This window comes from Thalassospira lohafexi, assembly GCF_002844275.1.
Lineage (GTDB): Bacteria > Pseudomonadota > Alphaproteobacteria > Rhodospirillales > Thalassospiraceae > Thalassospira > Thalassospira lohafexi.
On sequence record NZ_NXGX01000001.1, the window covers coordinates 262,310 to 287,110 of the forward strand.

The window sequence follows — 24,801 nt, forward strand, 5'->3', positions numbered from 1 at the left end:
GATCAAGACAGTGCCACGACCCGGACACCCTAGTTCATTGGCCTTGAAACATGCACCTTTTTCTTTACGGCACGGCGCTGGTTTGATGCGGTGAGGCAGGCAGACCTATGCGCTCAGCGCCGAATTTGAATACCCTTTTTCCGACGTCAGTACCGTATTTACATGCACGATTTGACGCAGGCAGCGCGCGATATGCTCGGCCACTTTGGATTCAAGCTGCTGAACCTGGATGTCGATTTGCAGTTCGTCGTAACCACTATTGGTGCTGGCAACGGTTGAATGCCAACTGGTCGGGGTCAGGTTACGTTTGGCAAACAGTTCTAATACACGGGGCATGACGTCCGGTTCGGCCGCGGCGTGGACAGAATAGCAATAGACGGATTTCTTGGGCTGCGCAGTTAGATCAAGCGCAGCATAAGCATGATTGGTCATGACGATGCACACATGTTTTCATTGTATCAAATAGGCGAACAGGCACGTCCCGGCGTCCTCAGACTGCCGGGCTGATAATTCGCGTAATGATGGCAACGAAAATACGGTGATCGGTCATGAAGCTAATTTGCAGTCATTTATTTTCAGAACCGCACGGTTCGAAATTGCGAACCGGGAAAAGATGAACGCGGGAATTCGATCAAATGATCAGTAGCGATGCGATAATGGCCACAATGGTTCCTGCAAACAGGATTTCCATCGAACGGGCAATCTGCTGTTCGCGGGCAATGGCAATAGCAACGGCTTTACGCTTGTTCATCATAGTCACTCCGTCTTCTGACAGGTAGCTTCGGGGTGCCTCAGGGCACTGAACGAATATAGGCAGGCAAAAGGGCGCGATACAAGGGCTCTGACTCAAAAAACGTCAAAAAACTTTCAACCTGATGGAAAAGGTCGCTTTTTTCCTGCTGTTTTTGTCACAAATGCGGTGTTGCCTAAATCAGGCGGCGACAGTTTCGGGTAAACGGTTTAACGCGCCTCGGATCCAGAGACCCGATTCGCGCTTTTCGCCAGATCGGCTGCGATATCCTGATCGTTGCTGTTCGGATGGACTACATGCCAATACTCGTTGATCGGGCGGGGGTAGCCGTATTTGTACCCTTGAACCTCATTGCAGTCGTTATCGGTCAGGAACCTTGCCTGATCATCAGTTTCAACGCCTTCTGCAATGACAGAAAGGTTCAAATCATGGCTCAGGTTTATCACCGCACGCACAATCGCCACCGCCTGATCATTGCCGATCAGTTTGGCAATAAAGGACTGATCAATTTTGATCCGGTCGACCGGGAAGTTTTGCAACGTCGCCAGCGATGAATACCCCGTCCCGAAATCGTCCATTGCGATGCGGACACCAAGTTTCTTGATATCGGACAGGATCTTCATTGATCTGGCCGGATTGTGAATAAGTGCTGTCTCGGTAACTTCAAGTTCAAGACGTTTCGGTTCAAGACCGCTTTGTTCAACAATTCTGCGGACGAGGTTTGGAAGTTCAAGGTCCTGCAATTGGACAGCCGAGAGGTTGACACCAATGCCAAGCGGTTTTCGCCAACTGGCGGCTTCCTGACATGCCTTGCGCAGAACCCACTCGCCAACCTGATTGATCAAACCGGTTTCTTCGGCGACCGGTATAAAACGACTGGGCGGTATGTTGCCCATTTGCGGATCGTTCCAGCGCAGAAGGGCTTCAAATGCCATGATTTCATGACTGTCTGCGTGGCATTGCGGCTGGTAATGGACTTCCAGCGTATCGTTTTCCATTGCCTGACGCAGATTGGACGATAGTTGACGCTTGAAACGGTATTCCTCGTCCATTTCCGACGAATAAAATACCGTATCATTGCCACCGGACTGTTTGACACGGTACATGGCAAGGTCTGCATGGAACAGGATCGCCTCGGCATCCTCGCCATCGGATGGGTAATGCGCAATGCCAATGCTTCCAGACAGTTTTGCCCGGTGGTTGTTATTGATAAAGATCGGGATGGCGATGCAATCAAGAATGTCTTGCGCAACCGCGCGCGCATTTGCCGATGCAAGTGCCACGTCCGGTCCGTTTTGATGATGGAGCAATATGACGAATTCATCACCGCCAACCCGTGCGATTGTAATATTGTCTGAGTTCAGCTTGCTCAGCCGTTCGCCGAGTTCACGCAGCGCATGATCGCCTGCGATATGGCCAAAGCTGTCATTGAGTTCCTTGAAATGATCAAGATCAAGACACATCACTGTCAGTGGCACGCCGGTCTCATCGGCTTCAATGATTGCTTCGGTAATACGATCATTAAAGGTCGTTCGATTTAACAGCTGTGTGAGTGAGTCATGCTCTGCAAGGAACCGGATATGCTTCTCGGCGGCGTGACGTTCGCGCAGGTCACGCAGGCCAAAAATCACCGTGTTGTCGGAAAAATCATCGGCCGGGATTTCACGGCGTATGACTTCAACCGGCACATCGACCTGATCGCGTGTGCGTAGGGATGTTTCAACGTAGCTGATGCTCCCATTGCGAAAAGCTTGCGGAACTTCGGTCAGCCAGTGCGACAGGAATTCGCTGTCATTGACCTCGTCCTGCTTGGCATTTACCAGCCGCAAAAAGCTCTCGTTGGTTTCAATCACCCGACCATTCTGGGTCAGGACGAGTGCTTCGATGGCTGAGTCTCCCAGAATGCGCATCCGGTTGCTGACATGGGCACGCAGTTGGCGGTCGACCATGGCAGTGATAAAGCCAATGGCAATCAGGATTGTGACAATAACCGCCACACCAACAGACAGATATTCGCTTGATATCAACTGTGCTGGCACCCGCATTGTCGGGTCAGGCGTAATGATCAGGGCCCCCATGGCACTGAAATGCATGGTGGCAACGGCGATCGTCAGGTTGGTCTTGCCCCACAACATCTCGCGTGTGGTGCGTGCCGACCCGGCCAGCCAAAGTGATATCATGCCAAACACAGCACCCAACAAAATGGCTGCGATCACGATATCCATGTGCCAGCTGATCACGCCCGGAACGCTCATTGCCGACATGCCGGTGAAATGCATGGCCGAAATGCCAAGCCCGACAACCAAGCCACCGACCACACGTGACAAAACCGGATGCGGGCCACGGAACGACGCAATCGCAAAGCCGACACTGGTCGCGGCAATGGCAATCACCAGCGAAACCGCGGTTAAAACAGGATCGTAGCCAACGGGCACAATCGGATCATAGGCCAGCATTGCAATGAAATGCGTTGCCCAGATTGCACTGCCGGTCACAACACCGGTCAGGAACAGCCAGGCGATCCTTTGGCGAAGACGTCCGATACAGGCGCGCGCATACAGATTGAAGGCAGTATGAATGCCGCCAAGCCCCAGTAAAACAGCAACCAACACCAGAACGATGTCGTGTTGCGTTGTAAGGCAATCATATATTCTGTACATCTACATGCCGATCAATTCGGAAATAATCATTTATTCCCAAGTGGTAAGCGAATTTACTCGCATGATTTTATTTCTGAACCCGGGTGCAAAGCAAACGTATTTGTTTTGTGAAGCCCGAAGGTTCTGCACAACTGCCGCTTCTGATTTAATATGGGGTTGTTTTTGCACTTTATTGTGCGGCAGTTCTATTTTACCCAAAGACGGTCGCAACCAAGCTCACGTGATTGCACTACGTAAGAAATGGCAAACCGGATGTACCTTCATCAAAACATTCGGGTGTTTGATGCCTCATTAGGTAGGTCCTTTTCTAAGGCCTAACGAATTGTGAGGTCGGTTTCGCCAATCGTTTTCGGCGCCTGTCCTGGGCGCGTAAAGGTGACTTCGCCGTGATAGGATCCTGCAGGCCATAAGTTGCCCGGGCGATCCATATTGATAAAGAACCATTTTGCGCGTGGTCCCTGATCATTGGGCAGATCAATTGTAAAATCGCGATGCCCACCTTTGCCATTCGGACTTTGCAGGCTAAGGCGGATGACGTCGCCATTATTGGCGCCAATCAGATATGCCCAAAAATACAAAGCCGGGGCTGAACGCGGCAATTCAAGCTCCTTACCGTATCCCCGTTTCAAATCCGATGCATTGGGCCGCGCCATTGAGAAACCATGACCATACAGCGTGACATCATTGTACGTCATTTGTTGGCGCGCTGTTGACGACCAAAGAACTGCGTTTTCGGCTGTGCAGTCACTGGTCGAACTTGCGCCCATAACGGTGCCACTGAACGGATCAACGAGTTGTTTGTCTTTGCGCAGGTTGAAATGCAGATGCGCAAAGGTTGCCTGACCGGACATGCCGATTTGGGCGATCGCTTGCCCACGACTGACCGTGTCACCGTTTTTCACCGCGACCGATCCGCGGCGTAAATGGCAATATTGGCTTTGCCAACCGTTCGCATGGTCAATCAGGATGCCATTGCCACATTCGATGCCCTCAAGGCTGTCTTTATCCAGACGACCGGAATCAATGTCCTCGACCCCTTCGCGAAGGGCTGTGACGGTGCCGTCTGCAATCGCACGTACCGCGACACCCGATAACATGGTGGCCTCGTCCGGAATGGCAAAATCCGTTCCGCGGTGGCCGTTATAGGTTGTCGTACCACACGCATAATCGCGAATTTCCGGGCCTGCATCATGATCGACATAATGCACGATCTCGCATTCGCCATTCAGGCAATCGACGGGTAAATCAAACGGCGGACCATCTGCGTGGGCAATGCCACCAAATGACAGGGTTGCGAACACACACAGCATAAGTGTCCGAAAACGTCCTGTTGAGTTTGGCATGCAGGCCCTCCTTGGTGCTCGGTCGAGCGGATTAAACATATGGTGCATTATGAAACGCTTATTATCTAACATAATGGTGATCGCGTCGCGACCAGCAAGATATTGTTTGTACGTGTGATTATCCGCTATCAATTCAAGATGACACAGTTGATCCATCCTTATGGAGGGTGAAACTGTAACCTCAGGAAACGCCAAACAGGTTTCCAGCATAGTTTAAGGCAGTGGGACGCATGGATCAGAACGGACTGCTTCGGCTCGGCATCTTTGCCACCATATTGGCCGTTATGGCCCTGTGGGAAGCCGTTGCGCCTTATCGTCCCCGTGAAGCTGTGCGGCGGCCAGTACGGTGGCTGACCAATTTTGGTTTGTTGCTGATCAGTGCTGCCTTAACCCGCTTTACGGTCGGGGCGGCCATGATCGCAACCGCCATCTGGGCCGGGCAAAACGGCTTGGGCGTGTTTAATCTGGTCGGGGTTCCGGCCTTTCTTGCCGGACTGATCGCGATTGTGGTTCTTGATTGTGCGGTCTATTGGCAACACCGTTTGACCCATATTGTCCCGCTGTTCTGGCGGTTTCATCGGGTGCATCATTGCGATGTTGAATTTGATGTTTCAACTGCCGTGCGGTTCCACCCCGTCGAAATCATTGCATCGGCAGGCTATAAATCGTTCTTCGTTTTACTGATCGGGGCCGATCCGTGGGCGGTGGTTGTTTATGAAAGCATGCTCAGCGGCTTTGCCCTGTTTAATCATGGCAATGTGCATTTTCCCGCACCGTTTGATCGCATGTTGCGGGTGCTAGTTGTCACCCCTGATATGCACCGGGTTCATCATTCCAGCGTGATGACCGAAACCAACAGCAACTATGGAAATATCCTGTCGGTGTGGGATCGCCTGTTTGTCAGTTACATTGATCATACAAAAGCCAATGATCATGACATGCAGATTGGTTTGGATGAATTTCGTGATTCCAAAAGCCAAAGTTTGCTTGGGGTGCTGTGGCTTCCGTTCCGCCTGCCATGATGTATAATCCTCATACGTATGAGGATATTGGTCAAGATGGCACAATCCCGCGCACAGCAAGGGCCGATGCCACCAAAGACCGCCGACCATCGGCTTTGCCGCCAAGGAAGGCACGCATCGTTGCCTGTTGCACATCATGGGCAAGTTCGGGCGACAGGTTGGCGAAAAATTCCCGGATCAGGCTGTGCGCGCCCAAAAGAGACTGCCAGTAATCATCAAAATCCAGAAAGTCCATGCGTACCGCAATGGTTGTCGTATCAACATCATGAAGTCCGGCGTCTGCCCACAGATCAAATAATGCATCCTCGTTCTGATAGGGCACATCAAAAACCTTTTTGCGCAGGTCTTCGCCCGACCCATCGACCAGAATGGCGGCCGCATCAAGAAACAAACGGATAAAGGTCAGCCCGCCCGCACGGTCCCATACTGTGGCTGCAATCCGGCCTTTGGCGCGGGTGACGCGGACCATTTCGCCAACGGCACCGGCCGGACCATCCAGATCGTTCAACAGCAATTGTGAAAAGGCCGTGTCAAAACTGTCATTGGCAAACGGAAGGGCTGATGCATCACCCGTTTCAAACCGGACATTGGTCGCCGTATTGCGCAGCGCCTCGGTCAGATAATCGGTCATCAAGTCGATACCGACAATTTTTGCATTGGGGTAACGGGTGGCCGCGGCCAACGTCAAACTGCCCGTGCCACACCCGACATCAATCAGGGAGCCACATGACGGTGCGGCGACAAAGTCAAGGAAGCTGCGCGACAAACGGCGGCTCCAGCGGCCCATGGCAATCTCATAGATATCTGCGCTGGTCGAATTCATAATCGTGCGTTTCCTTGAAACAGGGTCTTCTACCGTGGTGAATTTTACGGGCATAAAGACCTTTACCTGAATTACCAAGCCCTTGATGTGTCGTCTTTTTTCCTAATTGCAATATACATCCAACAGCATGTTCGACGAAATAGGCATTGCTCAATCTTGAACTTGCGCAATAAAGTTACAAAATATTGCGATGCAAAAATTAACCACAAGCGCGTAAAGCGCAAGGTCGATACCGACTGTGACAGGCAAGGAAACTGACGATATGAAAGAAATGAACGGACTGAAAGGGCTGTATCTCGAAGATCTGGTGGTGGGCCAGTCCGCGAGTTATGGCAAGACGGTAACGGAAACCGATATTGTCATGTTTGCCGGAATGTCTGGTGATACCAACCCGGTTCACCTTAATCAGGATTACGCCGAAACCACCATGTTCGAAGGGCGTATTGCACACGGGATGCTGTCGGCCGGTTTCATTTCCACGGTGCTTGGCACCAGATTGCCCGGTCCGGGAACGATTTATCTTTCACAAAGCCTGCAATTCAAGGCACCGGTACGCATTGGCGATACGGTGACGGCCAAGGTCGAAGTCCGCGAAATCATTGCAGCCAAAAAACGCGCCATCCTTGAAACCAATTGCTATGTCGGGGATCGCTGCGTGATCGCAGGCGAAGCCGTGGTCATGGTGCCCAGCCGGGCTTAAACACACTTTCGAAATCCTCACATGGCATGGATATAAGACGTTTCCGCCAAAGGACTGCGCGTTTTTTGGTGGAAAAGTCTTTACGCTTTGGGCCTGCGCCCTTTATAGCTGCCTGCTGGATTTGCCGATATGCTGTCGGCTGACATGGACCCAAGCAGCAAGAGAGACCAGCGCGAATGCGCGTTTTTCGATCTTTTGAAAACCTGACCGATGAGGCGCGTGGCGCTGTTGTTGCGATTGGTAATTTCGATGGTTTGCATCTGGGGCATCAATCGCTTCTTGATCAGGCGCGCGAGATTGCGCGCGACCTTGGCGTGCCACTGGCAATCCTGACGTTCGAGCCCCATCCCCGCATGCTGTTCCGTGCCGATGATCCGCCCTTTCGCCTGACATCGGCAGATGACCGCGAAACCGCAGCCAGCACCATTGATATCGATCTTTTCTATGAGGCGGAATTCAACCGCGATTTTGCCGCCATGAGCGCAGAAGAATTCATCGAGCGGGTTCTGGTCAAAGGGCTTGGCGCCAAACATGTCGTGGTTGGCTGGGACTTTTGTTTTGGTAAAGGACGGGCAGGTGATGTTGATTTGCTGCGTTCCATTGGCGAAACATCCGGGTTTGGTGTGACGGCGGTCGAGGCCGTGACCCATGACAACGGGATTGTTTATTCCTCAACCGCCATTCGACAAGCCCTGCGCGATGGCCGTCCACAGGATGCCACCCATCTGTTGGGGCGGCCGTGGGAAATTGCCGGAATTGTTGCGCATGGGGATGCACGTGGCCGCACCATCGGGTTTCCGACGGCCAATGTTGCCTTGGGCAATCATTTGCGTCCCAAATTTGGTGTTTATGCCATCGAACTTGGCCTGATTTCGCAAGATGACGGTCAAACGGTTGAACGTTGGGTGCGTGGAGTCGCAAACATCGGTGTACGTCCAAGCTTCGGCGGCGATAATGATGCCGGGCTTGAAGCACACCTGTTTGATTTCGATCAGGACATCTATGATCGCCCCGTTCGCGTGCGGTTACACGGCTTTATCCGGGGCGAAAAGAAGTTCGACGGGTTGGATGCGCTAAAGGCCCAAATCGCATCCGATGTCGTTGCTGCCAAAGAGATTCTCGGCAAGATTTGAATTTATCGACGAACCCGCTATGATCCGCGCGCCTTTTAAGGGGTAGCCGTAATCACCGGGGGTTCGCCCTTTTTAATTTGTTCAAGACCACAGGACCGTCACGATGAGTGTCGAATACAAGAAAACCGTTATCCTGCCCAAAACCGATTTCCCGATGCGGGCGGGTTTGCCAAAGATGGAGCCCACCCTGCTCGCGCAGTGGAAGGATGAGGATCTCTATGGCAAAATTCGCGGTATTTCGGCAGATCGTGAAATGTTTGTCCTTCATGATGGCCCGCCCTATGCGAACGGTCATCTGCACATTGGTCATGCGCTGAACAAAATCCTTAAAGACGTTATCACCCGTTCACAGCAAATGCTGGGCAAGAACGCGGTTTATGTTCCCGGCTGGGATTGCCACGGTCTTCCGATTGAATGGAAAATCGAAGAGCAATACCGTGCCAAAGGCAAAAACAAGGACGATGTGCCAATCGCAGAATTCCGCAAGGAATGCCGCGAGTTTGCCGAGAAATGGCTCGATGTTCAGCGCGAAGAATTCAAACGTCTTGGCGTGATGGGCGACTGGAATAACCCCTATGTCACCATGGACTTCAAAGCCGAAGCCTCCATCGCGCGTGAGCTTGGCAAGTTCCTGATGAACGGGTCGCTCTATATGGGCTCCAAACCGGTCATGTGGTCGGTGGTTGAAAAAACCGCCTTGGCCGAGGCCGAGGTTGAATATCACGACCATACCAGCAAAACGATCTATGTCCGTTTCCCGGTGCGTGAGACCAAGGTCGATCTGCTTAAAGACACCGCGATTGTCATCTGGACCACGACCCCCTGGACCATTCCGGGCAACCGTGCGATTTCCTATGGCGACGATATCGAATATTCGGTCATCGAAGTTACCGAAACCGCCGAAGAAGCCTGGGCGACGGTTGGTGAGAGGATGGCGGTTTGTACCGATCTTCTTGAAGACATGTGCAAAAACGGTCGGGTGACCGGTCATAAGGTTGTCGGTACTTTCAAGGGTTCCGAGCTTGAAGGCACGGTTGCGGTCCATCCGTTCCGCGGGCAGGGCTATGAGTTTGATGTGCCACTTCTGGCCGCCGACTATGTCACGACCGATACCGGTACCGGGTTCGTGCATACCGCACCGACCCACGGCCCGGACGATTACCAGACCGGTTTGAAATATGGTCTCGAAATCCCGGAAATGGTCGACGGCGACGGAGCCTATTATCCGACCGTGCCGCTGTTTGCCGGCAAGCGCATCTATGATGAAAACGGCAAGGAAGCAGACGCCAACGAAGCCGTCATCACCAAACTGATCGAAGTTGGTGCCTTGTTGTCGCGTGGCCGTTTAAAGCACTCCTATCCGTGCTCGTGGCGCTCCAAGGCACCGGTGATCTATCGCACCACCCCGCAGTGGTTCATTTCCATGCAGGACAACGACCTGCGTGAAAAGGCGCTCAAAGCGATTGATGAAACCCGCTTTGTGCCCGAAGGCGGTCGTAACCGTTTGCATGCCATGATTGCCAACCGTCCCGATTGGTGCGTATCGCGCCAACGTGCGTGGGGTGTTCCGATCACGGTGTTCATTGATAAAAACACCCGTCAGCCGTTGCGTGATCAGGAAGTCCTTGATCGTGTGTATGAAGCATTCTGTGCCGAAGGTGCCGACGCGTGGTTCATCCGCGACGCGCAGTATTTCCTTGGCGATAAATACGATGCCAATGATTTCGAACAGGTCACCGACGTTCTTGACGTCTGGTTTGATTCCGGTTCGACCCATGCCTTTGTGCTTGAAGAACGTCAGGACCTGAAATGGCCGGCGGATCTGTATCTTGAAGGGTCTGATCAGCATCGTGGCTGGTTCCACAGCTCGCTTCTTGAGTCGTGCGGAACGCGCGGTCGCGCGCCGTATGAAGCGGTTTTGACTCATGGTTTTGTGCTTGATGGCAATGGCCGCAAGATGTCGAAATCGCTCGGCAACGTTATTGCGCCAAATGACATCATCGACAAGCTTGGTGCCGATATCCTGCGTTTGTGGGTGGTAAGCTCGGACTATCATGACGATCTGCGCATCAGTCATGAAATCATCCAGCGTCATTCGGATGTCTATCGTCGTTTGCGCAATACACTGCGCTTCTTGCTGGGCAATCTTGATGGCTTTACCGAGGCTGAAAAAGTTCCTGACAATGAATTGCCAGAACTCGAACGCTGGGTTCTGCATCGTCTGAGCCACCTTGACGATATGGTGCGCAAGACAACGGCGGATTACGATTTCCATAGCATGTTCATCGAACTGCACAACTTCTGTGCGCTCGACATGTCGGCCTTCTATCTCGATATCCGCAAAGACGCGCTGTATTGCGACGCGCCAAGCAGTGCGCGCCGCCGTGCCGCACGGACGGTGATGGATCGTGTGTTTGACAGTCTGGTGCGCTGGTTGGCACCGGTTCTGTGCTTTACCGCCGATGAGGCATGGCGTGCGCGCTATGGCGCGGACAGCTCTGTCCATTCTGAAACCTTCAATACGGTTTCAGATGGCTGGAAAGATGATGCTCTTGCGACCAAATGGGCAAAAATTCGTAAATTACGCCGTGTTGTCACCGGTGCGCTTGAACTTGAACGTGCGGAAAAACGTATCGGGGCCAGCCTTGATGCCGCACCAACGGTTTACGCGACGGCGGATTATGTCGAAGCACTCAGCGGCCTTAATCTTGCCGAAATTGCCATCACATCTGACATTGAATTAGTCACGGGTGATGCACCGGAAGGTGCCTACACACTTGACGATGTTGCGGGTGTTGGCGTTGTGCCGGGATTGGCCGATGGGGATAAATGTGAACGCTGCTGGCAGACTCTGCCGGAAGTGGGCAGCCACGCCGAACATAAAACCATCTGCAACCGTTGTGCGGATGCTGTCGATGAAATGGGAATTACCGCCGCCGAATAAGGCATGTGGTTTTCTGGTGCGGGCTTGTCCTTGGGCGGGCCACGACGGGCAAGTTTGAAAGAGTATTGATGAAGCGTCGCGCCTTTGTGTTTGGTCTGATTGTCATTGCGGTGGTTTTTGCGCTGGACCAATGGACCAAGCAGCTTGCGATTGACGGGTTGTCCAACCCGTTCCGCGTGATTGAAGTCACACCATTCATGAACTTTGTGCTGGCGTGGAATCCGGGTGTGTCGTTTGGCCTGTTTCAGGGGCAGGCACCATGGGTGATGATCGCTGCGACTGCGGCGATCACGATTGGCTTTTGCATCTGGATGTGGCGCACGCGCGATCGTCTGCTACGTTTGGCACTTGCGCTGGTTGTTGGCGGGGCGATTGGCAACCTTGTGGATCGTCTGCGTCATGGTGCGGTAACCGATTTTATCGACCTGCATGTGGCCGGATATCACTGGCCGGTTTTCAATATTGCGGACAGTTCGATTACAATCGGTGCAGCGCTACTGTTGATCGATTCTCTTTTTGGCGGTAAAAAATCAGTTAGATAATTTAAGACCGGTGTAATTCCACCCGGTCACGATGTGTATAAGAGGCAGGAATGGCCCGGAAACTGACGACCAATCTGTTTAAAATTGCGCTTTTGGGTGGGCTCGCCCTTGGTGTTGCCGGTTGCGAGTCAACGCGCGAAACCTTTGGCCTGAACAAACAGGCACCTGACGAGTTTCAGGTTGTCTCGCGCGCACCGCTCAGTCTGCCGCCTGATTTTACCTTGCGTGTTCCTGAACCGGGTGCAGCACGTCCGCAGACCGGGACCACCACCGATCAGGCCCGCCGCATTTTGACTGGCGAAGATCCCAACGGCGTTAAACGTGACATTTCTGAAGGCACGCGCAGCAAGGGACAGGTCGCACTTCTGTCGCAATCGGGTGCGCAATATGCATCACCTGATATCCGCAACACTGTGGATCGGGAAACCTCGATCTTTATTTCGGAAAGCGACAGCGTTGTTGATGACCTGATCTTCTGGCAGGAAAAGCCAGAATTTGGCACCACAGTTGATCCGGCGGCTGAGGCAAAACGCATTCGTGATCAGCAGGCGCTTGGCGACTCTGCCGCTGGCGGTGGCGACACCCCGGTGATCGAACGCAAACAAAAGGGCTGGCTTGAAGATATCTTCTAAGCCGATCTTGCCATCTGGGCGCACGAAGCCACAGTTTTGAGATTTCATCAGGGGCGCGGAATTTCCGCGCCCTTGTTCTGTCATATTCGGTTTTTAAGAACTTTCTGTCGCGATACCCATGAGCCGCAAAAGTGCCGGGATCGCAAAGCAACCAGTTTGCACCACCATGCCTGATGGAATGGGATGACATAATGAAAATTCCGACACTATCCGTAATGTTTGCACGCATGCCTGTGACGGCGTCGATGCTGGCCGCTGTGATGATGGTTATAATGCCGCATCTGTCACAGGCGGCGGTTTTCAATCCGCAAACCGTAACCCTTGATAACGGCATGCAGGTGGTGCTGGTGGAAAACCACCGTGCCCCCGTCGTGACCCAGATGGTCTGGTATAAGGTTGGCTCGGCTGACGAACAGACCGGGATTTCGGGCATTGCGCATTTTCTTGAACACCTGATGTTCAAGGGCACCAATGACATTGCACCGGGCGACTTTTCCAAGATCGTTGCGCGCAACGGCGGAAATGACAATGCCTTTACCACATGGGACTACACCGGTTATTTCCAGAACATCGCACGGGATCGTCTTGATCTGGTGATGAAGATGGAAGCCGACCGGATGACCAATCTGCAACTGTCTGATGATGTTGTTCTGCCTGAACGCGATGTCATCATCGAAGAACGCCGGTCGCGGATCGATAACAATCCGGGCGCCCTTCTGGGCGAGCAGATGCGTGCAGCCCTTTATATGGCGCATCCCTATGGTCGGTCGATCATTGGCTGGATGAATGAAATGGAGCAGCTGTCGACCAAGGATGCGCTTGATTTCTATCACGAATGGTACGCCCCCAATAACGCCATTCTGGTCGTGGCTGGCGATATCACGATGGATGAATTGCTGCCGATGGCCAAAAAATACTATGGCGTTATCCCGCGCGGCGACGTTTCCACCCGTCACCGGGTCAAGGAACCGGTCCAGCATGCCCCGCGCAAGGTCACCATGCGTGATCCGCGCGTTGGTCAGGCCTCCATGTCGCGCTATTACCTGGCACCTTCTTATAACTCTGAAAATGCGGCGGACGCGGCCCCGCTTGAGCTTTTAAGCGAGATCATTGGATCGGGCACGACCAGCCGTTTCTTCAAGGCATTGGTTGTTGATCAGTCGATTGCCTCAAGTGTCGGGACCTTCTATGACCCGGTGGCTGTCGACCTGGCAAGCTTCGGGCTTTATGCCGTGCCACGCGGCGATGGCGAGTTGGCCGATCTTGAAAAGGCGGTTGATGATCAGATTGCCAAGCTCAAAACCGATGGCGTGACGGAGGATGAACTTGACCGTGCCAAGCAGAAGCTTCTGGATAGTGCGGTCTTTGCCCGTGATTCCCTATCGGCTGGCGCGCGCGTGCTGGGGCAGTCACTTGCGGTTGGTTTAACCGTCGATCAGGTCGAAAGCTGGCCAGACCGGATTTCGGCCGTCACGGTTGATCAGGTCAACGAAGCTGCCAAGCACGTCTTTAATGACAAACAATCGGTCACCGGCTGGTTGATGCCACCCGAAGGAGGTCCTGTATCGGGCAGTGGTCCCGCTATTCCACTGGATTCCGGCGGGGGAGTACATTGATATGAACCATTTTACAAAACACATTGCCGGACTGACCGTTGCCGCCTTTGCGACCTTTGGTCTGGCAAGTCAGGCCAAAGCCGTCGAAGTACAAGAAGTTGTTTCTGACGGCGGCATTCGGGCCTGGTTGATCGAGGACCATCTCAATCCGCTGATGACCATGGACATTGCCTTTACCGGTGCTGGGGCTGCAACCGATGCCGATGGTAAGCTTGGTCTGTCCAACATGGTGTCGGGGCTGATTGACGAAGGGGCGGGCGAAATGGACAGCCAGACCTTCCGCGGTGAAATGGAAAACCGCTCGATCAGTCTGTCTTTTGATGCCGGGCGCGATGATTTCGCCGGGTCGCTGGTAACCTTGACCCGCGAACGCGATACGGCGATTGATCTGTTGCGTCTGGCGCTGTCCGAGCCCCGCTTTGACGATGAAGCAATTGAACGCATTCGTGCGCAAATCGTTTCGGGTTTGAAAAGTGCGGAAAATGATCCGGGCGATATTGCCAGCCGGACGTTCTTTAAATCGATCTTTGGCGATCATCCCTATGCCCGTCCGGTATCAGGCAATTTTGATACCGTGGCATCGCTTAACGCCAATGACTTCCGGGGCTTTGTCCGTCATGCCTTTGCCAAGGACAACCTGATCATTGGGGTGGCGGGCGATATTACGGCCGATGAGCTGGGCCCGTTGCTCGACGAGGCATTTGGCAGTTTGCCTGATCATGCCGATCTTCCGGCGATTGCTGACGTCACACCAAAATTTGGTGCGATGGATGTGGTGAAGCAAGACATCCCGCAAAGTCAGGCGATCTGGGGCCAAAAGGGCATCAAACGCACCGATCCTGATTTCTATGCCGCCTATGTGATGAATTACATCCTTGGCGGCGGTGGCTTCGCGTCGCGCCTGACCGAAGAAGTCCGTGAGAAGCGCGGGCTTGCCTATGGCGTCTATAGCTACTTGGCCGATCTTGATCATGCGGAAATGATGATGGGCGGGGTTGCCACGCGCAATGATGCGATTGGGCAAAGCCTGTCACTGATCAGCACCGAATGGACCAAGATGAAGGACAGCGGCGTGTCACAGGAAGAACTCGATAACGCCAAGTCCTATCTAACCGGCGCCTTCCCGCTGCGCTTTACCAGTCTTGGCAATCTGTCGGGCATGCTGGTCGGCATGCAGAAAGAAGACCTTGGCATGGACTTCCTGGATCGCCGCAACAGCCTAGTGGATGCTGTCACCCTTGATGACGTCAACCGGGTTGCCGGTGAACTGATGGACCCGGCCAATGTCACCGTAACGGTGGTTGGTAAGCCCGAAGGTGATTTGGCTTTCTAACGCGAGAACAATCTAAATGATCAAAGCGCGGCGAAAGAGATTTCGCCGCGCTTTGTGCTTTGATAGGTTCAACTCAACCAAGATCAACACATCAAGATTACGAGCATCGCCCACATGACCCTGCGCGTCCTGCCCCAGAACCTGATCAATCAGATTGCCGCCGGTGAGGTGGTCGAACGGCCCGCGGCCGCGCTCAAGGAACTGGTGGAAAATGCGCTGGATGCCGGGGCGACGCGGGTGGATGTCAACTTGCGTGATGGCGGGCGGACATTGTTGTCGATCACCGATGATGGCCGTGGCATGACACCCGAAGAACTCGCCCTTTCGGTAGAACGCCACGCGACGTCAAAGCTGCCCGACGATGATCTTTTCAATATCGGCTTTATGGGGTTTCGCGGGGAAGCCCTGCCGTCGATTGGCTCTGTCTCGCGGATGCGCCTGACCAGCCGGGTGCGCGGTGCGGAAAACGCATGGACGCTTTTGATTGAAGGCGGTGCCAAGGGGGAGCCTGAACCAGCAGCCCACCCATATGGCACGCGGGTTGAGGTGCGCGATCTGTTTTACGCCACCCCGGCACGGCTGAAGTTTTTAAAAACCGCGCGCACCGAGCAAATGTATGCCCGTGAAATCATGGACCGTCTGGCGATGGCGCGGCCCGATGTCGGCTTTACCCTGTCGGGCGATAACAACAAATCGATCCTGAATTACCCGGCCTGCGAAGGTGATTTGTTTGATGCGCGGCTTAAACGGCTTGGTGCGGTGATGGGGCGCGAATTTCAGGACAACGCGCTTCAGATCAATGCCGAACGCGAAGGCATCAAGCTGACCGGCTATGCCGGGGTGCCGACCTTAAACCGCGGCAATGCCCAGATGCAGTTTTTGTTCGTCAATGGCCGCCCGGTCAAGGACAGGCTGTTGCAAGGGGCGGTACGCGGCGCCTATCAGGATTTCCTCGCACGTGATCGACATCCGTTACTCGCTCTGTTTTTCGAACTGTCTCCACGTGATGTTGACGTTAACGTTCATCCGGGCAAGACAGAAGTGCGTTTTCGCGATCCGGGCATGGTACGCGGCCTGATTGTCGGCGCGCTTAAACATGCGCTGGCCGGTGCCGGGCACCGGGCATCCACCACAGTGGCTGATATGGCGCTGGGGGCCGCTCGCCGCGAAGGCGAAGGACCAAGTCTGCCCTATGGCGGCAGGGCGCGATCATCTGGCGGTGGTGGTTTTAACATCGGCCAATATCAGGCCAATACCCCCAGTCACGCGGCAATAGAACGCAACTATGCCGCCCAATCGCCGGGCTATGGTGGGCTGTTTGATCGTGGACGCGATTTTGGCGGTACACCGGACGCAAATGGTGGCTTTGCCGCTGCGGCGGCGGCTGCCCTTGCGGGGGGCTATGACGGTGTCGGGCCATCGGCACGTGTTGACATGACCGATGATACCAAGTTTGTCGATCATCCCTTGGGGGCGGCGCGTGGGCAGGTGCATGCCAATTATATCATCGCGCAAACCCGCGACGGTTTGGTGATTGTCGATCAACATGCCGCCCATGAACGTATTGTCTATGAACGGATGAAGGCCGACTTGGCCGAAAGCGGGGTCAAGCGACAGGGATTGCTCTTGCCTGAGGTGGTCGAACTTGATGAGGCATCAGCAGATCGCATTGGCGACCGGGCCGACGAATTTGCCGAACTTGGGTTGGTGATCGAGCCGTTTGGCCCCGGTGCGATTGTGGTCCGTGAAGTGCCAGCGATGCTGGGCAAGGTGGATGTGGCATCGCTTGTACGTGACATGGCCGACGAAATTGCCGAACTGGGGCAGGGCATGTTGCTTAAAGACCGGCTGATGTATGTCTGCGCGACCATGGCCTGTCATGGCTCGGTGCGGTCCGGGCGAAAGCTGAATGCCGATGAAATGAACGCATTGCTGCGTCAGATGGAAGCCACCCCGCATTCCGGGCAGTGCAATCATGGCCGCCCGACCTATGTCGAACTGAAACTTCACGACATCGAAAAGATGTTTGGTCGCAGATAGGGATTAAAACCAATGGCAGATCGCATCGTGGAAATTGCATCCCTTTCAGATGCAGATGCGATCAGTGCATTGTTTACCCGGTCTTATTCCCAGCTTCTTAAAGACGACTACGCGCCGGATGTTCTTGCCCGCGCTATGCCGTTTCTGTCTTTTGCCAAGCCAGAATTAATGTCGTCGTGCAGTTATTATCTGGTGAAGGAAACAGGCAAACGCGTGATCGCGGCAGGTGGATGGACCGCCGTACGCCCCGGAACTTCGGAAAAGTCCGTTCAGCCGGGATTGGCGCATGTACGCCATTTTGCCGTTGATCCGGAATTTACCCGTCAGGGGTTGGGAAAGGTGCTTTTTGATCGCTGTGTGCATGATGCGAAGGTAGCCCATGCGGCAACCCGGTTTGAATGCTATTCAACCCTGTCTGCACGCAGGTTCTACGAAAAGCTTGGCTTTGAAATCATCGGAACGTTTGAAGCCCCCTTTGCATCCGACTTTACTTTTCCAAGTTTACATATGGTCTGCGAGCTTTAAGCGATTAACTGCGCAGTTTCAAATTGCGGGGCAGGCGGGTGTTGGTGTTGACGCGCGCGCGCTGGATCTGTTCGGCAAACAAGCCATTGGCACCGCTTAAATCCGCATCCCTGAAATCCGCCCCGGCAAGGTTCGTGCCGCTGAGATCACAATTAATCAGATGCATGCCCTTAAAGCAGGCATTGGACAAATCGGAACCCAGAAACACGGTATTACGCAGCGTCGCCTCATTAAACCGTGCGCCGGATAAACGGCTGGCGGCAAGGTTGGCACTTTCAAGGTTGGTTTGAACAAAGTCAGCCGCGGTCAGGTCACACCGCCTAAGAACCGCATTCTTGCAATTGGCGTTTCTGAAAGACGCAAAACGAAGCCCGCATCGGCTCAGGTCAATACCTTCCAGGTCCGCATCGCGCAAATCGGCATGTTCAATTGCCATGACCGACCCTTCCTTGCCGCCGGTATCGACCCAAAGCTTGTGATCGACAAGGGCTTCTTGCAGATCAATTTCAACAAGCTCCTCTTCATCAATCTCGGGCTCGGCGTCAACCTCACTCTCAGGCTCACCGGCAACGTCTGCCTCTTTTAAAACGGCAGGGATCGGTTGTTCTTTGGCGGGCTCTTTTGGACTTTCTTCAACCGGGACTGTGTCTTCTTCGATTTCTGGGGTTTCCGCCGCGACCTTCTGTGGTTTTGATTTCGGCTTTGGCTTTTTGGGCACAAGATCTGGTTTTAAAAGCGCGCGCGCGGCAATTGCCGCTTTGATGTTGCGGGCATCAAGAGATTCCTTGTCTTGATTAGCAACACCGGCAAGTTCGCCATCATCAAAAGTTTGTTTGTTCGTGCTGTCTGGCTGGGATGTTGGCTCAGGTTTCACAGCAGTATCGCTGCGGCGCCGGCCATTTGGTTTGATCGTGACGGACGCAGATGCCGGTGCGCGGGCCTTGTCGCTATGCCGGCGCTGCTTGGTTTCTGAAACACTTTCGTCCTCGGGTGACGGTACGGTCTCGTCTTTGGCCAAGTCCTGTGGCCGTGCGGGGCCGAAGTAATCATCTTGAAGAACAAACCGGCGCGGCTTTTTCATCACGGATGTAATGATCTTGCGTAAGCGTGCCGGATCAACCGGCTGGCGGAAGATGCCTTCTATACCGGCATCAACGGCTTCACGCATGGCGCGTCGATCAAGTTTTGGTGCACCAAGCAGGATGGTGACATCCTTGCCGTGGCGGTTGGTCGCCGTGATGCTTTCGCGGATCGAACGGATGGTCGAAATGCCGCGCATGCCGTCAAGATAAAGACCAACCAGAACGATGTCGGGCTTTAAGGAGCTCACGAGTTCAATGGTTTTTTCACGGTCGTCGCAGCGAATGAAGTCGCCAAATCCAAGCGGATCAATCGCTTCCTTGGCGGAACGAATGTTGCGTTCGCTGTAGTCGGCATACAGGATCGTTTTAATGTTGTTCTCTTGCATCGTCATGATGCGTGAATTCCTATTGTTGCCAACCGCGTTAAGCAGCGCTGGTTTCGTCCCTGCCACGCGGTTCACTGCGCAGTTGGTTAAATATGCCGATCACTGACTACCCGGAATGCTAAACGTGCGGCGTCGCATTGTCGGTTCTTCTTCGGGGGCTGCCTGACCGTCTTGGGTCGAGCTGTCGTTCGGGGCAGTGCCCTCTCCATTCTGACCGGGGGATGCCCCGCTGCCATTTGAAGCGCCATCTGGTTTGTTGCTTTCGACCATTTCGATGGTGATGGCAACCCGGCGGTTTTGTGATCGTCCTTCCGGGGTGTCATTTGTCGCAATCGGACGGCTGTCGCCATATCCCTGAATGACCATTCGCGACGGCTCTGTGCCGTTCTGGTCGATCATGTGATGCAAAACGGATGTCGCCCGTGCCGCCGAAAGGTCCCAGTTTGATATATAGGGAGATGAAGACGAAACCGGAATATTATCGGTATGGCCTGCGATATGAACTTCACCTTCGGTCTGGTTGATTACGGGGGTGACGCGGTTCAGGATGGCGGCGAATTCTTCTGTCATGCCCGAAGAACCCGACGGAAAGGCCAGCTCATTTGGAAAGCTGACGATCACATCGCCATCAATGCGTTCCAGCCCGACCTGATCGCTAAGCCCCATGTTTTCAAGAACGGTGCTGAGTGTTTCTTCAAGGGCCTCGGCTTTTTCTTCCTTGCTGTCGGTCTGATCGATCTCGACTTTCGGCGTTTCGGCTTTGGGGATTTCTGCAACAACCCGTGGGGTGTCAGGCGTTGGTGCCTTTAAGGCCATACCGAGAATTGACCCGTCCATTTCAATCACACCGGCAAGCTGGTCTTCCTTGGAAAAACCAAAGGCACCTTTGATCGACCCTGCGATTTGCTTGTAACGGATGACATCCATCTCAGCAAAGGTCAGCAAAAGGACGAACAAAACAAGCAGCAACGACATCAAATCAGCGAATGTCGCCATCCATGCGGGGGCGCCTGCTGAGGGTTTCTTTGCCATGGCCTTACACCATGTTCCGGATGAAAGAGGATGCCATGATTATTCCCCGTCGCCTTCGGCATCTTTGGGGACGCCACCGGGCAAATAGGGACCCAGAATTTCCTTCATCACCATCGGGCTCTGGCTGCCCTGAATTTGAACGACAGACTCAATGATCAATTGTTTGGTGTTTTTCAGACGATCCACCTTAAGCGCCAGCTTGTCAGCAATCGGAAGCGCAATCAGGTTGGCAAGAACCGCACCATAGAATGTTGTCAGCATGGCAATCGCCATCGCCGGCCCAATCGCATCAGGATCAGACAGGTTGGCCAGCATCTGCACCAGACCAACCAGTGTGCCGATCATGCCAAATGCTGGCGCGGTATCGCCGATCCCGCGGAACATCAGTTCCCCGAGCTCATCATTTTGAATGGATTTTTCAACTTCGCTTGAGATCGAACTTCGGATCACTTCACCGCTGTGACCATCGACACACATGCGAATGCCACGCGCCATGATCTCATTGTCGACTTCTGCTGTTTCAAGACCAAGCAACCCGTTTTTGCGGACCAGACCGGCAAGTTCGATGGCTTTCTCATAGATCGAAAGCGGGTCTTCCTTGGGGTTCTTAAAGGCGATGCCGATCCCGATCTTGAGTGACTTGATCACATCGCGCATCGGAAACTTGATCAGGGTTGCGGCCGCTGTGCCGCCAAACACAACCATGATAGACGGCACATCAACAAAAGCACCAAGATTACCACCGATCAAAATAGCGCCAACAATAACGCCTGATCCGGCAAGGATCCCAATGAGTGTCGCAATATCCATATCGGTTTCTGGTGTCCAGCGTTATGACTGTTTTTGTATCACCTGATCAGCCGCAGCAGATAAATCCGTGCCCCGGATGGACGAGGCGGTGCGTCGCGTCACAGATGTCGGGCGAAAAGTCTTCTTCGGTTTATGATTGTGGCCTGAATGTCGATTAGTCCCCCTTTCAAAGAGTTGGGGGCTGTGGCGTCCTTTTTCCATAAAAAATCTGACAACTTTTCCCGCCACTAACCGTGATCGACCCGGGAACTCTACAAACTGCCTGTAAAGCTATGGCATTGGGTTAGGTCGATCTATACTTTTGGCATTAAATGTTTGTTGCCAGACTTTTAGCCAAGCCTCAACCCCATCGTAAGGATAATTACCCTAATTCAAACGATGAAATGCCAAAGGTCATATCAAGGTCAAGTGCCGGTGCCGGGCCTTTATACATCCGCGCGGTTTCAAATTCAGGCTGCATGCCATGGCTGCTGGCAAGCTCAATTGCCGCCTGATTGGGTTCGGGGACATCGAGAAATACTTTGCCACCCTGATCGGCGCGACGTGCTAAAAGGGCGTCAAACAGCACCTTGGCATCTTTGGGGTTTGGGGCAAAAAGCGGACCGACCTTGTGACCCTCTTCACAGGGGCGAATGACGCCATATCCGCGCAACCCCATCGGGCCCTTTAGTGCAATCGCCGTGTGGTTTTCAGCACCAATCCAGCCGCGCAGGAATTCAATCCGGCTTTCGGCAAACAGCTTGCAGGTTTGCTCGAACGCATTGATGACGGCGATATCATCAATCAACAGATCAAACAGATCGTCATTTTCCGGGCTTTGGGCGTTCACGATGCCGCCATATCGGACATTGCGGTGGGCAAATTCAAAACCGGATTTGCGATAGTTATCTTGCTGATCGACAACGCCATCAAGTCCGATGGTTTTAAGCGGGTTGTCTTTTAAAACCGTTTGCCACAACTTGTATCCAAGGCCCGATCCACGGCGGTCTTCGCGGCAGATATAAAATCCGACAAATCCAAAATCGGAACTGTACTGCACGGCGGATATCACCGCTGCCATCCCCTTTTTATCGAACGCGCCCCAGAAGCCTTCAGGATCAGTATTTAAAAATACCTCGGCGTCAGCATGGCCGGGATTCCAGCCTTCTTTGGCAGCCCATTCAACGGCCAATGCGAATTCAGACGGTTTGAGACGGCGGATTTTATCGATCATGGTCGGGTCTTTATACTTTCAGGAGCTTGCCGGGCGATACACATGCGCGCCAGCGTGGGTCTATGTATTTGTCTAAATATCTAACATGGCAGTTGCTATTTCATGAGAAATTTTGTTAAGAATGAATATCAGTGTTATTCTCAATAGCATATGTATTCATCAATACACCTGCATCCTGCCGAGAGCCCCATGCCATCACCTGTTTTAACCGCCAAAACCCGCATAACCCTTCCTGACAGTGCTGCGATCATCGCGCGTGCATCAGACTATTACAAAAGCCATGACTGCGATGTGCAGGGCGATGCGAACGCCATCAGGGTTTCGGTATCCATCGGCCATGTTCATCTTGCCTGCAACGATGCTGGTTTGGATATCGAGGTCGGCGCAACCAGCGACGTTGGCGTTATCCAGATGAAATCAGCGATCATTTCGTTGCTCCAGGGCGCATTGCCCGAGGCAAATCTTGATTGCCGCTGGAAGGGGGCCGGGAAAAGCAACGGCAAGCTGCCCAATTTTCGCGAACTTACCGTCGGCAAAATGACCGATCTTTCGCCCCACATGCGCCGGATCAGGCTGCATGGGGCGGATCTTGCGGCTTATGACACCGACAGCATCCATATCCGTCTTTTGATCCCACCGCGCGGGCAGGTGGCCCCAAAATGGCCAACGCTTGCCGATAATGGCATGCCGGTCTGGCCCCATGGCGAAAATGCCATCGAACAGCGCATCTATACCATCCGCGATATTGATGCCGCGGCGGGTTGGATGGATGTTGATTTTGTCGTGCATGGCGATAATGGGCCGGGATCATCCTTTGCCATACATGCTTGCACAGGCGATCTGGTCGCCATGACCGGGCCGCTTGGCAACGAATTGCCTGATGCGGACTGGATGTTGTTCGCCGGGGATGAAACCGCCCTTCCGGCGATCAGCCGCTATCTTAATGCCATGCCGCCCCACGTCAAAGGCCATGCCATGATCGAGGTCGGTAGCAAGGATGACATCAGCGACATCGCCACCGACAGTGCGATTGAAGTCCGCTGGCTGTTACGCGACTGTGGTGATGATGTTGAACACAGTCTCATTCAGGATGCTGTGCGCGTCATCTCCATCCCGAAGGACGCACACAGCGTCTATTGCTGGGCCGGGGTCGAACAGGATGACTATAAACCGATCCACAATTTCTGGCGTAAGGACATCGGATTAACGCGTGATCAATGTCTGGCCATGACGTTCTGGCGCAAGGCCGGTCGAGGATAATTAACGATTAACGGGTGGCAACGGACTGATGAAGCTTTGGCGCGAGATGTGCAATCGCATCATCGAGATCCATCAGGATTTCCGAAACCAAAGGCGATGGGGGGGTAAGTCCGCCCTGGTCTATTTCTTCGCGCAGTTCGGTTACCGCGCGTGTCAGTTCGCGATTGGTCGGATTAACCCCGGTTGCCAGGGCCCGTGCGCGGGCAAAAACCAGTTTCCGTACCGACCTGAACGCCACGATTTCCTGATCTGCCGTCAGCGTCTCTTGCGGGTCTATGGCCGTAAGCCCGTATTTGACTGAAAGGCCGGTCATATGGCTGGCATCGGCAAACAGGGCCGCAGTGATCATGCGAAAGGCGATGATATCGGCAGCAAGTCCGTTTGGGTTTTTGATCGTTTTGGATAAGGCGTTAAACGCGAAAATATCGGCATCAACTTCATCGGCATGGCTTTTGGCATCTCCGTCCCCGAAATGTTCCGGCATACAGTGACGCGCTTCGTGGTGGATCAGCCACTCAAACGTTTGCTCGGCACTGCTTTGATAGGTCAAAGATTGTCCAAACCACCCACGCATCAACTGGGCGAAAATCTCGTTGCCACTTTGTGGTGCGATATTGGCGGGCACAAAAATCTGGCAGGACGGTATTTGCTTGCCACTCTTTCGTCCGGTGATGGTAAAGGGCGACCGGGGCAGTTTGGCGAATGCCTTTTCCGGGCTGGCGATATTTTCCAGACCAAGGGTGTCATCCATGATGGCTAGAAACGCCGCACGGTCTTTGAAAACATAAAGATCGATATCGCCATATGATTTCAGGTCGTTTTTGATCTTTGTAGTGGCAGGCTCGGACGTGCCATCCGTTTGTGCCTGTGCAAATGTCGCGACAGACATCAGCATGCACATCATCATCACAAGGTGATTGAAAACCCGAACAATTTGCATCGTACGAGTATGTG

The 24,801-nt window shown here is 53.6% G+C and carries 20 protein-coding genes; 11 read left to right on the forward strand and 9 right to left on the reverse strand.

Going from position 1 to position 24,801, the window contains the following annotated elements; genetic code table 11:
- Nucleotides 1-105: 105 nt before the first annotated feature.
- The 3 genes from COO92_RS01165 to COO92_RS01175 form a co-directional block, all read right to left on the reverse strand.
- Entirely contained in the window at nucleotides 106-432 is a 327-nt protein-coding gene (locus tag COO92_RS01165; RefSeq protein ID WP_022731097.1) for a hypothetical protein, read from the reverse strand.
- Between the two features lie 528 nt (nucleotides 433-960).
- Entirely contained in the window at nucleotides 961-3,411 is a 2,451-nt protein-coding gene (locus COO92_RS01170; protein ID WP_101299160.1) for a bifunctional diguanylate cyclase/phosphodiesterase, read from the reverse strand.
- Nucleotides 3,412-3,725: 314 nt separating this feature from the next.
- Entirely contained in the window at nucleotides 3,726-4,754 is a 1,029-nt protein-coding gene (locus COO92_RS01175; RefSeq protein ID WP_101299162.1) for a M23 family metallopeptidase, read from the reverse strand.
- 230 nt (nucleotides 4,755-4,984) lie between these two features.
- On the opposite strand from COO92_RS01175, the gene COO92_RS01180 reads away from it, so the two are divergent.
- Nucleotides 4,985-5,776 (forward strand): sterol desaturase family protein, encoded by a 792-nt coding sequence (locus tag COO92_RS01180; protein WP_101299164.1) that lies wholly within the window; start codon nucleotides 4,985-4,987, stop codon nucleotides 5,774-5,776.
- Between the two features lie 31 nt (nucleotides 5,777-5,807).
- On the opposite strand, the gene COO92_RS01185 is transcribed toward COO92_RS01180, so the two are convergent.
- The gene (locus COO92_RS01185) at nucleotides 5,808-6,599 is read right to left on the reverse strand and encodes a class I SAM-dependent methyltransferase (RefSeq protein ID WP_101299166.1); all 792 of its coding nucleotides are present in this window, start codon (nucleotides 6,597-6,599) and stop codon (nucleotides 5,808-5,810) included.
- Nucleotides 6,600-6,861: 262 nt separating this feature from the next.
- Here COO92_RS01185 and COO92_RS01190 point away from each other — a divergent pair, with 262 nt between their 5' ends.
- From COO92_RS01190 to COO92_RS01230, 9 genes are all read left to right on the forward strand, one after another.
- Complete coding sequence (locus tag COO92_RS01190) at nucleotides 6,862-7,299, forward strand: MaoC family dehydratase (protein ID WP_420823332.1); 438 nt, start codon at nucleotides 6,862-6,864, stop codon at nucleotides 7,297-7,299.
- A 176-nt stretch (nucleotides 7,300-7,475) separates the two neighbouring features.
- Complete coding sequence (locus COO92_RS01195) at nucleotides 7,476-8,432, forward strand: bifunctional riboflavin kinase/FAD synthetase (protein ID WP_101299168.1); 957 nt, start codon at nucleotides 7,476-7,478, stop codon at nucleotides 8,430-8,432.
- 103 nt (nucleotides 8,433-8,535) lie between these two features.
- Nucleotides 8,536-11,376: an isoleucine--tRNA ligase gene (gene ileS, locus COO92_RS01200; RefSeq protein ID WP_101299170.1), complete on the forward strand. Its 2,841-nt coding sequence runs from the start codon at nucleotides 8,536-8,538 to the stop codon at nucleotides 11,374-11,376.
- 68 nt (nucleotides 11,377-11,444) lie between these two features.
- Entirely contained in the window at nucleotides 11,445-11,918 is a 474-nt protein-coding gene (gene lspA, locus COO92_RS01205; protein WP_101299172.1) for a signal peptidase II, read from the forward strand.
- A gap of 50 nt (nucleotides 11,919-11,968) precedes the next feature.
- A complete protein-coding gene (locus COO92_RS01210; protein WP_101299173.1) occupies nucleotides 11,969-12,550 on the forward strand; it encodes a DUF3035 domain-containing protein in 582 nt (193 codons plus the stop codon).
- A 191-nt stretch (nucleotides 12,551-12,741) separates the two neighbouring features.
- A complete protein-coding gene (locus COO92_RS01215; protein ID WP_101299174.1) occupies nucleotides 12,742-14,166 on the forward strand; it encodes a M16 family metallopeptidase in 1,425 nt (474 codons plus the stop codon).
- 1 nt (nucleotide 14,167) lies between these two features.
- Nucleotides 14,168-15,499, forward strand: coding sequence for a M16 family metallopeptidase (locus COO92_RS01220; RefSeq protein WP_101299176.1), 1,332 nt, complete (start codon nucleotides 14,168-14,170; stop codon nucleotides 15,497-15,499).
- Between the two features lie 114 nt (nucleotides 15,500-15,613).
- Nucleotides 15,614-17,539: a DNA mismatch repair endonuclease MutL gene (gene mutL / locus COO92_RS01225; protein WP_101299178.1), complete on the forward strand. Its 1,926-nt coding sequence runs from the start codon at nucleotides 15,614-15,616 to the stop codon at nucleotides 17,537-17,539.
- 12 nt (nucleotides 17,540-17,551) lie between these two features.
- Nucleotides 17,552-18,064: a GNAT family N-acetyltransferase gene (locus COO92_RS01230; RefSeq protein WP_101299180.1), complete on the forward strand. Its 513-nt coding sequence runs from the start codon at nucleotides 17,552-17,554 to the stop codon at nucleotides 18,062-18,064.
- A gap of 4 nt (nucleotides 18,065-18,068) precedes the next feature.
- On the opposite strand, the gene COO92_RS01235 is transcribed toward COO92_RS01230, so the two are convergent.
- From COO92_RS01235 to COO92_RS01250, 4 genes are all read right to left on the reverse strand, one after another.
- Complete coding sequence (locus COO92_RS01235; RefSeq protein ID WP_101299182.1) at nucleotides 18,069-19,538, reverse strand: pentapeptide repeat-containing protein; 1,470 nt, start codon at nucleotides 19,536-19,538, stop codon at nucleotides 18,069-18,071.
- Between the two features lie 93 nt (nucleotides 19,539-19,631).
- Nucleotides 19,632-20,564: an OmpA family protein gene (locus COO92_RS01240; protein WP_101299184.1), complete on the reverse strand. Its 933-nt coding sequence runs from the start codon at nucleotides 20,562-20,564 to the stop codon at nucleotides 19,632-19,634.
- Nucleotides 20,565-20,603: 39 nt separating this feature from the next.
- Nucleotides 20,604-21,374, reverse strand: coding sequence for a MotA/TolQ/ExbB proton channel family protein (locus COO92_RS01245; protein WP_022731114.1), 771 nt, complete (start codon nucleotides 21,372-21,374; stop codon nucleotides 20,604-20,606).
- 361 nt (nucleotides 21,375-21,735) lie between these two features.
- A complete protein-coding gene (locus COO92_RS01250; protein ID WP_101299186.1) occupies nucleotides 21,736-22,587 on the reverse strand; it encodes a GNAT family N-acetyltransferase in 852 nt (283 codons plus the stop codon).
- Nucleotides 22,588-22,776: 189 nt separating this feature from the next.
- Between COO92_RS01250 and COO92_RS01255 the strand changes: the two genes are divergently transcribed.
- A complete protein-coding gene (locus COO92_RS01255) occupies nucleotides 22,777-23,847 on the forward strand; it encodes a siderophore-interacting protein (protein WP_101299188.1) in 1,071 nt (356 codons plus the stop codon).
- Between the two features lie 7 nt (nucleotides 23,848-23,854).
- Here COO92_RS01255 and COO92_RS01260 read toward each other — a convergent pair whose 3' ends face one another.
- Nucleotides 23,855-24,742 carry a hypothetical protein gene (locus tag COO92_RS01260; RefSeq protein ID WP_133125022.1) on the reverse strand — a complete coding sequence of 296 codons (888 nt, stop codon included), beginning with the start codon at nucleotides 24,740-24,742 and terminating at the stop codon, nucleotides 23,855-23,857.
- Between the last annotated feature and the right edge of the window lie 59 nt (nucleotides 24,743-24,801).